Origin of the sequence: Streptomyces boncukensis (genome assembly GCF_011045075.1) — a bacterium.
In the GTDB taxonomy this organism is placed as follows: domain Bacteria; phylum Actinomycetota; class Actinomycetes; order Streptomycetales; family Streptomycetaceae; genus Streptomyces; species Streptomyces boncukensis.
The window spans coordinates 1-9407 of the sequence record NZ_JAAKZZ010000295.1 but is presented as its reverse complement, the minus strand read 5'-3'; the positions used below and the strand labels follow the sequence as shown (position 1 = coordinate 9407).

General features: G+C 74.0%; 8 protein-coding genes and 1 pseudogene. 8 read left to right on the top strand and 1 reads right to left on the bottom strand.

The window, feature by feature from the left end:
* Positions 1 to 330 (bottom strand): annotated as a pseudogene (locus tag G5C65_RS24115) (hypothetical protein); the annotation flags it as partial.
* Positions 331 to 621: 291 nt separating this feature from the next.
* Here G5C65_RS24115 and rimP point away from each other — a divergent pair.
* The 8 genes from rimP to G5C65_RS24075 form a co-directional block, all read left to right on the top strand.
* Positions 622 to 1167, top strand: coding sequence for a ribosome maturation factor RimP (gene rimP / locus G5C65_RS24110; protein WP_165301015.1), 546 nt, complete (start codon positions 622 to 624; stop codon positions 1165 to 1167).
* Positions 1168 to 1169: 2 nt separating this feature from the next.
* On the top strand, positions 1170 to 2231 hold the full coding sequence (gene nusA, locus G5C65_RS24105) for a transcription termination factor NusA (protein WP_338146620.1): 1062 nt from the start codon (positions 1170 to 1172) through the stop codon (positions 2229 to 2231).
* A gap of 144 nt (positions 2232 to 2375) precedes the next feature.
* Entirely contained in the window at positions 2376 to 2663 is a 288-nt protein-coding gene (locus G5C65_RS24100) for a DUF448 domain-containing protein (protein ID WP_165301014.1), read from the top strand.
* Between the two features lie 151 nt (positions 2664 to 2814).
* Positions 2815 to 5982, top strand: a complete 3168-nt coding sequence (infB, locus tag G5C65_RS24095; protein WP_165301013.1) for a translation initiation factor IF-2 — start codon at positions 2815 to 2817, stop codon at positions 5980 to 5982.
* 124 nt (positions 5983 to 6106) lie between these two features.
* On the top strand, positions 6107 to 6403 hold the full coding sequence (locus G5C65_RS24090; RefSeq protein WP_165301012.1) for a DUF503 domain-containing protein: 297 nt from the start codon (positions 6107 to 6109) through the stop codon (positions 6401 to 6403).
* A 34-nt stretch (positions 6404 to 6437) separates the two neighbouring features.
* Positions 6438 to 6917: a 30S ribosome-binding factor RbfA gene (rbfA, locus tag G5C65_RS24085; RefSeq protein ID WP_165301011.1), complete on the top strand. Its 480-nt coding sequence runs from the start codon at positions 6438 to 6440 to the stop codon at positions 6915 to 6917.
* Between the two features lie 4 nt (positions 6918 to 6921).
* Positions 6922 to 7845, top strand: a complete 924-nt coding sequence (gene truB, locus G5C65_RS24080) for a tRNA pseudouridine(55) synthase TruB (protein WP_165301010.1) — start codon at positions 6922 to 6924, stop codon at positions 7843 to 7845.
* A 313-nt stretch (positions 7846 to 8158) separates the two neighbouring features.
* Positions 8159 to 9407 (top strand): trypsin-like peptidase domain-containing protein (locus tag G5C65_RS24075; RefSeq protein ID WP_338146618.1); only part of this gene is annotated, 1249 nt, incomplete at its 3' end.

Below are 9407 nucleotides of genomic sequence, written 5' to 3'. Positions count from 1 at the left end.
GGGGGAGGGGGTGCCGGTGTCGGGCGAGGTCGAGCGGAGCAGCTGCGCGTGCCGTGCCACCGCGTCCCGCAGCGGGCGCAGTTTCCCGGCCAGCGCCGCGTGCGCGGCGACCGTTCCGTCGTAGCGCGCGAGCAGCGCCTCGCTCTCCCGTGCGGCCCGCAGCCGGGTGCGGCGTACGGCGGCCTTGCGCGCCTCGTCGGCGGAGTCCCCGTCGCCGGAGGTGCAGCCGGCGGTGAGGCCGAGCCCGCCCAGGCCCGCCGTGCCCAGCGCCCCGGCCAGCAGGGTGCGCCTGCGCGGGCCCGGCGCGTGCCGGTTCGGCGTGAGGGGCATGGTGCACTCCCTGGCTGTGGGCCTGGCTGGCCTCGCTGGCCTTGCTGTGGGCATCGTCCGGCGTTCGGCTGGGCGCCGCGCAGCGGTGATCACCGCCACGTGAGAGTACCGGTGTCCGGTTCCGGTGTTCCCATGACCACCCCGCCGCGCCCCATGCGTACCCGGACGTCCCACACCTCCCGGCTTCCCCCGCCGGGTCGGCGCAGTCCCCGACAGGCGCTAGGCTTGGGCGGCGACACGCCCCTGTCACAGGCCCCCTACAACAGCACACGCGGCCGAGGAGTCACCCGGATGAGCACCACCCAGAGCGAGAGGCTGCGCGGACTGCTGGAACCGCTCGTCTGCAAGAGGGGGTTCGATCTCGAAGAGATCGAGGTGACCCCGGCGGGAAAGCGGCGCGTGCTGCGCGTCGTCGTGGACGCCGACGACGGAGTCCAGCTCGATGCCTGCGCCGAGCTGAGCCGGGAGCTGTCCGGAGTGCTGGACGAGACGGACGCCATGGGCGGCTCCCCGTATGTGCTGGAGGTCACCTCCCCGGGTGCCGACCGCCCGCTGACCGAGCAGCGGCACTACCGCCGCGCCGTCGGGCGGCTGATCAGGGCCCAGCTCACCGAGGAGGCCGGTGGCGGCGAGCTCACGGCCCGGATCACCGGGGTGGACGACGCGGGCGTGGACCTGGAGGTCCCCGGGGTGAAGGGCCGCAGGCCCACCGCGCGCCGCCTTCCCTTCGACGGGATCGCGAAGGCGCGCGTCGAGATCGAGTTCAACCGCAAGGCCGCTGAGCAGGTGCAGCGCAAGTCCGCGGCCGCCCACGACGAGAGCAAGGAGGAGGCGTAGCCGTGGACATCGACATGAGTGCCCTGCGCGGGCTGGTGAGGGAGAAGGAGATCTCCCTCGATCTGCTGGTCGAGGCGATCGAGTCGGCCCTCCTCATCGCGTACCACCGCACCGAGGGCAGCAGGCGGGACGCGCGGGTCGAGCTGAACCAGAAGACCGGGCATGTCACGGTCTGGGCCAAGGAGAGCCCGGACGACCTCGAAGAGGGCGCCGAGCCCCGCGAGTTCGACGACACGCCCAGCGGGTTCGGCCGGATCGCCGCCACGACCGCCAAGCAGGTCATCCTGCAGCGGCTGCGGGACGCCGAGGAGGAGGTCACCTTCGGCGAGTACGCGGGCCGGGAGGGGGATGTCGTCGCGGGCGTGGTCCAGCAGGGCAAGGACCCCAAGAGCGTGCTCGTGGACATCGGCAAGCTGGAGGCCATCCTGCCCCCGCAGGAGCAGGTGCCCGGTGAGGACTACGGCCATGGCACCCGCCTGCGTACCTATGTGGTCCGGGTGGTCAAGGGGGTACGCGGCCCGTCCGTGACCCTCTCGCGCACCCACCCGAACCTCGTCAAGAAGCTCTTCGAGCTGGAGGTCCCGGAGATCGCGGACGGCTCGGTGGAGATCGCCGCCATCGCGCGCGAGGCCGGGCACCGTACGAAGATCGCCGTACGCTCGGCCCGCTCCGGGCTGAACGCCAAGGGCGCCTGCATCGGGCCGATGGGCGGCCGGGTGCGGAACGTGATGGCCGAGCTGCACGGCGAGAAGATCGACATCGTGGACTGGTCCGAGGACCCGGCGGAGCTGGTCGCCAACGCGCTGTCCCCGGCCCGGGTGAGCCAGGTGGAGATCATCGACCTGGCCGGGCGCTCGGCCCGGGTCACGGTGCCCGACTACCAGCTGTCGCTCGCCATCGGCAAGGAGGGGCAGAACGCCCGGCTCGCCGCCCGGCTGACCGGCTGGCGCATCGACATCCGGCCGGACACGGCGGATGGCGGCGCCGGCCCCGGTCCCGGCGCCGACTCCGGACAGGCTCCCGACTCCGGACAGGCTCCCGACCGCGCGGCGGAACAGGGCTGAGGCGGAGGGTCGGCACCGGAGGGCCGGAGCGGGGCCGCACACCGCCCGCGCTGGAACCCGCGCGGTGCGGGATCAGGGCTCGGAAGAGTAACGACGCCCTCACCCCCCAAGGGGTTCGGGGCTTCGGGGAGGTAGACTTTACAAGTGTCTGGCCGGACGCGTATCCGGGCATGCCCTGAGCGCACCTGCGTGGGCTGCCGGGAGCGCTCGGACAAACGCGGTCTGTTGCGTGTGGTGCTGATCGGGGGAAGCTGTATCCCCGATCTTCGCGGTACGCTGCCTGGTCGGGGTGCGTATCTGCATCCCACTCGGTCCTGCCTGGAGCAGGCCGTCCGCCGTCGGGCGTTCAACAGGGCCTTCCGGGGCCCTGGGCCGTTCGACATCGCGGAGCTGCGCGGACACGTGGCACAGACCGAGCAGGAAACACCGTAAGACAGCCCGCACGGCCCCCGTGCGGGAGAGGTACCTCGCGAGTTGGAAGTAGGTCGAGATTGCGATGAGCACTCGATGAGTACGCGATGAGTACGCCCATGCATCAGTAGCGAAGGTCCGGCGGACGATCCCCCGGGCCGTAAGGAGCGAAGTGGCTAAGGTCCGGGTATACGAGCTCGCCAAGGAGCTTGGAGTCGAGAGCAAGGTCGTCATGGCCAAGCTCCAGGAACTTGGGGAATTCGTCCGTTCGGCGTCCTCGACGATCGAGGCGCCGGTAGTCCGCAAACTCACCGACGCGTTCGACGCGGGCGGCGCCAACGGCGCAAAGAAGTCCGCAGCGAAGCCGGCGGCACCGAAGAAGTCCGCCGCCCAGCCCGCCGCGCCCAAGCCGGGCGCCGGCGCGGCCCCCAAGCCGGGCGCCCCGAAGCCGGGTCCGGCTCCCAAGCCGGCCCCCGAGGCTCCGGCGGCACCCGCCTCCGACGCCGACCAGTCCGGCGGCGCCGCCTCTCCGGCGGCCCCGACAGCCCCGGAGGCCCCGGCGGCCCCGGCCGCTCCGGAGTCCCAGGCGCCCAAGCAGGGCGGGCCGAAGCCGGGTCCGGCCCCGAAGCCGGGTCCGGCGCAGCCCGCCGCGCCCGCGAAGCCCGAGTTCACCGCGCCCCCGTCCGGCGGCGGCGCGCCGAAGCCCGGTGCTCCGAAGCCGGGCCAGGCGCCGAAGCCGGGCCAGGGCCCCAAGCCGGGGCAGGGGCAGGGCCAGGGCGGCCGTTCCCAGGGCGGCCAGGGGTCCAAGCCGGGCCAGCAGGGCCAGGGCGGCCCGAAGCAGGGCGGGCGGTCCTCGGGCCCGCGTCCGGGCAACAATCCCTTCACCTCCGGCGGCTCCACCGGTATGGCGCGCCCGCAGGCGCCCCGTCCCGGCGGTGCCCCCAAGCCCGGCCAGGCGCCGAAGCCCGGCGCCCCGAAGCCGGGCCCGGCCCAGGGCGGCGGCGCGCAGGGCGGCGGCCCGCGGCCGCAGGCCCCGGGCGGCGGCCGGGCCACACCCGGCAACATGCCGCGTCCGCAGGCCCCGCAGGGCGGCGGCCCGCGCCCCGGTGGCGGTGGCGGTGGCGGCGGCAACCGTCCGAACCCGGGCATGATGCCGCAGCGCCCGGCAGCGGGCCCGCGGCCCGGCGGTGGCGGCCCCGGCCGGGGCGGCCCCGGCGGTGGCGGCGGCGGCCGTCCGGGCGGCGGCGGCCGTCCCGGCGGTGGCGGCGGCTTCGGCGGCCGTCCGGGCGGCGGTCCCGGCGGCGGGCGTCCCGGTGGCGGTGGCGGCGGCTTCGCCGGCCGTCCCGGCGGCGGTGGCGGCGGCGGCCGTCCCGGCTTCGCCGGGCGCCCCGGCGGCCCCGGTGGCCGCGGCGGCACGCAGGGCGCGTTCGGCCGCCCCGGCGGTCCGGCGCGGCGCGGGCGCAAGTCGAAGCGGCAGCGCCGCCAGGAGTACGAGCAGATGCAGGCGCCGTCGGTCGGCGGCGTGATGCTTCCGCGCGGCAAGGGCGAGACCGTCCGGCTGTCGCGCGGCGCCTCCCTGACGGACTTCGCGGAGAAGATCAACGCCAACCCGGCGTCGCTGGTCCAGGTGATGTTCAACCTGGGCGAGATGGTCACCGCGACCCAGTCCGTCTCCGACGAGACGCTGCACCTCCTCGGTGACGAGATGAACTACACCGTTCAGATCGTCAGCCCGGAGGAGGAGGACCGGGAGCTCCTGGAGTCCTTCGACATCGAGTTCGGCGAGGACGAGGGCGGCGAGACGGCGCTGATGCCGCGGCCGCCGGTGGTGACCGTCATGGGTCACGTCGACCACGGCAAGACGCGCCTGCTGGACGCGATCCGCAAGACCAACGTCATCGAGGGCGAGGCCGGCGGCATCACCCAGCACATCGGCGCGTACCAGGCGTCGACCGAGGTGAACGGCGAAGAGCGCAAGATCACCTTCATCGACACCCCCGGTCACGAGGCGTTCACCGCCATGCGTGCGCGCGGTGCCAAGTCGACGGACATCGCGATCCTGGTGGTCGCGGCGAACGACGGCGTGATGCCGCAGACCGTCGAGGCGCTGAACCACGCCAAGGCGGCCGAGGTCCCGATCGTCGTCGCGGTCAACAAGATCGACGTCGAGGGTGCCGACCCGACCAAGGTGCGCGGCCAGCTCACCGAGTACGGCCTGATCGCCGAGGAGTACGGCGGCGACACCATGTTCGTCGACATCTCGGCGCGCGAGGGCGTCAACATCGAGGGCGTGCTGGAGGCCGTGGTCCTCACCGCGGACGCCACGCTCGACCTGCGGGCCAACCCCGACCAGGACGCGCAGGGCCTCGCGATCGAGGCGCACCTGGACCGCGGCCGCGGCGCCGTGGCGACCGTCCTGGTCCAGCGCGGCACGCTCAAGGTCGGCGAGACCATGGTCGTGGGCGACGCCTACGGCCGGGTCCGCGCGATGCTCGACGACAAGGGGGAGAGCATCAAGGAGGCGGGTCCCTCGACCCCCGTCCTGGTGCTCGGCCTCACCAACGTCCCGGGCGCGGGCGACAACTTCCTGGTGGTCGACGAGGACCGTACGGCCCGGCAGATCGCCGAGAAGCGCGCGGCCCGCGAGCGCAACGCCGCGTTCGCCAAGCGCACCCGCCGGGTCTCGCTGGAGGACCTGGACAAGGTGCTCAAGGCGGGCGAGGTGCAGCAGCTCAACCTCATCATCAAGGGCGACGCGTCCGGTTCGGTCGAGGCCCTGGAGTCCTCGCTGCTCCAGCTCGACGTCGGCGAGGAGGTCGACCTGCGCATCCTGCACCGGGGCGTGGGCGCGGTCACCGAGACCGACATCGACCTGGCGACCGGCTCCGACGCGATCGTCATCGGCTTCAACGTCCGCGCCGAGGGGCGCGCGACGCAGATGGCCGAGCGCGAGGGCGTCGACGTCCGCTACTACTCGGTCATCTACCAGGTGATCGAGGAGATCGAGGCGGCGCTGAAGGGCATGCTCAAGCCGGAGTACGAGGAGGTGGAGCTCGGCACCGCCGAGATCCGCGAGATCTTCCGCTCCTCCAAGCTGGGCAACATCGCCGGTGTCCTGATCCGCTCCGGCGAGGTGCGGCGGAACACCAAGGCCCGCGTCGTGCGCGACGGCAAGGTCGTGGCGGAGAACCTCAACATCGAGGGCCTGCGCCGCTTCAAGGACGATGTCACCGAGATCCGCGAGGGCTTCGAGGGCGGTATCAACCTCGGCTCCTTCAACGACATCAAGATCGATGACGTCATCGCGACGTACGAGATGCGGGAGAAGCCGCGCGGCTGATCCGCCCCTCGTGAGCCGGGGCCGGTCGGCGGAGGATATTTCCGTCGATCGGCCCCGGCCGTTGCGTGTACGGTTCCCCTGACCGGTACATCTCACGCCCCCCGGGTGGCCATACCCGCACCATATGTACGTAGGGACGCTGTCCTTCGACCTCCTCCTCGGCGACGTGCGGTCGCTCAAGGAGAAGCGCTCCGTCGTCCGCCCGATCGTCGCCGAGCTGCACCGCACGTACGCGGTGAGCGTGGCGGAGACCGGCGATCAGGACCTCTACCGCAGGGCCCGGATCGGTCTGGCGGCGGTCTCGGGGGACACGGGGCACCTCACCGGAGTGCTGGACCGCTGCGAGCGCCTTGTCGCCGCGCGGCCAGAGGTGGAACTGCTGTCCGTACGGCGGCGGATCCACTCAGATGACGACGAGTAAGCGCGACAGCGCGCATCAGCAAGGAGACGGACCAGTGGCCGACAACGCTCGGGCGAAGAAGCTGGCGGACCTCATCCGCGAGGTGGTCGCCACGATGCTGCACCGGGGCATCAAGGACCCGCGGCTCGGCACCCACGTGACCGTCACGGACACCCGGGTCACCGGCGATCTGCGCGAGGCGACGGTCTTCTACACGGTCTACGGCGACGACGAGGACCGCAAGGCCGCCGCCGCCGGCCTGGAGAGCGCCAAGGGCGTGCTCCGCTCGGCCGTCGGTGCCGCGGCGGCCGTCAAGCACACCCCCAGCCTGACCTTCGTGGCGGACGCGCTGCCGGAGAACGCCAAGACCATCGACGAGGCGCTGGCCCGCGCCCGCGCGGCCGACGAGGAGGTCCGCAAGGCGTCCTCCGGCGCCTCCTACGCCGGGGAGGCCGACCCGTACCGCAAGCCGGGGGAGTCCGACGACGCCGGGGACGCCGGAGACGCCGGAGACGCCGAAGGCGAGGACGGCTGAGCCCGTGGCACGGAAGAAGGACGACGCCCCCGGCGGGCTCGTCGTCGTCGACAAGCCCGCCGGGTTCACCTCGCACGACGTCGTCGCCAAGCTGCGCGGGATGGCGCGGACCCGGCGCGTGGGGCACGCGGGGACGCTGGACCCGATGGCCACGGGCGTCCTGGTCATCGGCACCGGGAAGGCCACCCGGCTGCTCGGCCACTTGGCGCTGACCGAGAAGGAGTACGTGGCCACCGTCCGGCTCGGCCAGGACACCGTCACGGACGACGCCGAGGGCGGGACCACGGCCTCGCACGGCGCCCGGGACCTGCCCCGCGAGGCGGTGGACGCGGCCGTCGCCGGGCTCACCGGGGACCTGATGCAGATCCCCTCGAAGGTGAGCGCGGTCAAGGTGGACGGCAAGCGGGCGTACGCGCGGGTCCGGGAGGGCGAGGAGGTCGAGCTGGCCGCCCGGCCGGTCACTGTCTCCTCCTTCGCGGTGCACGAGGTGCGCGAGGAGACGGCGGACGACGGCACACCCGTGACCGACCTGCTGGTCTCGGTGGCCTGCTCCTCGGGTACGTACGTACGGGCGCTGGCCCGGGACCTCGGGGCCGGGCTGGGCACCGGCGGCCATCTGACGGCGCTGCGGCGCACCCGGGTGGGCCCGTACCGGCTGGACGGGGCGCACACCCTGGAGGAGCTGCAGCAGAGTGTGGACCGGGAGGAGCCGCTGCCGCTGCTCCCGCTGGGCGAGGCCGCAGCCGCGGCGTTCCCGCGCTGGGACGTCGACGAGGAGCAGGCCCGGCTGATCGGCAACGGCGCGCAGCTGCGGATGCCCGCTGAGCGGCCCGGCGGCCCGGTGGCGGTCTTCGGTCCCGGAGACCGCTTCGTGGCGCTGGTGGAGCAGCGGCAGGGGCGGGCCAGGAGCCTCGCCGTCTTCGCGTAGGGCCCGGCTTCCCTGCGGAGCGTGCCGGGACGGGGCTGCCCCCTGCGGTTGCCGCGGGGCACGGGGTACGGGGTACGGGCCGGATGACCACCGTGGGGCGGGCGCTGGCCCTGGTCAGCGCCCGCCCCACGATCCCCCTCCTGGGTCCCCCATGTCTCTATATCCATTCAGAGACTCGCATTCACCCCAATGGGCAGGCGCTCGGAGTGAATCATGGGCGCGGACGGGGGCGCGTTCGGCCCGTGGCCTGTGCCGCTGATCACCACCGCTCTACGGTCGGGAGTGCGGGGCGTGCCAGCGGGGAGGTTCGGCGATGTCGGCGGAGCGTGGTCAGCCCGCGCTGGTGCGGATCTGCGACCTGGCCGGGCGGGCGCGGGGATCCGGCTTCCCGGCCGACGGCCTCGGCACTGTGATCACCAGCCACGAGGCGGTGGACGGACTGACCCGCGCCGTCGTCCACGCCCCCGGCGACCGCACGTTCCTGGCGGAGCACGGCGACATCACCCCGCTCCCGGAGTGGGACCTGGCACTGATCCGCACCACGGGGCTCGGACTGGCCCCCCTGGTCATCGGGGCCGAGCGGCCCTGCGACACGGGGACGCGGGTGGTCTTCGACGCCGACGGCAGGCTGGAGGCCGCGCTCACCGGCACGGTCGCCGCCACCTACACCTCCACCGAGCGCTACCACCCGCTGGAGCAGGTGCTGGAGCTGGCCCTGCCGGAGGCCACCTGCGTCCAGCTGCGGCTGAGCAGGCGCGCGTCCGGCGCCCCCGTGCGGGACGCCACCACCGGCGCTGTCCTGGGCGTACTCGGTACCGCGCTGCACGCCCCGGGCCGCACCGCCTGCTTCGCCGTGCCGCTCTACGCCGCCGGGGTGCTGGCGCCCGCCGGGCCGCTGGGCGTGCTGCTGCGCCGGAACGGCGCCACCGTCCCCGGTTTCGGCCCCGATCTCAATCTCGCGGGCACGCTGCAGCTGACCGCGACCTCGGTGGGCCCCGCCGTCGAACGCTGCGCGCACGCGGTGGCCCGGCCGGAGATCGCGGAGGAGTTCGCGGCGTTCACGGAGAGCGGTGCCACGGTGGTCGGACTGGTGGGCGACCCGGGCACGGGCCGTACGACCGAGCTGGCGGCCTTCGCGGCACGCCGGGCGCGCGGCGCGGCGCCGGAGCCCACCGTCTGGCTGCGCGGCGCCGATCTGCGGGCCGGGGACGGCAGCGTACGGGAGGCCGTGGCGCGGGCGCTCTCCGGTGCGGCCCGCATCATCCGGGCCTCCCGCGCGCCCGGCAGCGGGCCCCGCGCGGGCGAGCCCTGCGCCGCCAACCCGGATGTGGCCGCCCGGCTCGCCCGGGATGCCAAGCGCCCCTTCCTCGTCCTGCTCGACGCCCCGGAGGAGATGCCGCCCCAGCTGGCGCACGGACTGCGGCAGTGGACGGTGGGCACGTCGAGCTGGCTCCGCGCCTCGGGCGCCCGCATGGCCGTGGCCTGCCGCCCGGAGTACTGGGAGCAGGCCGGAGCCCTGTTCCCCCCGGACCTGCTCTACGCCCCCCGGAAGACCGGCACCC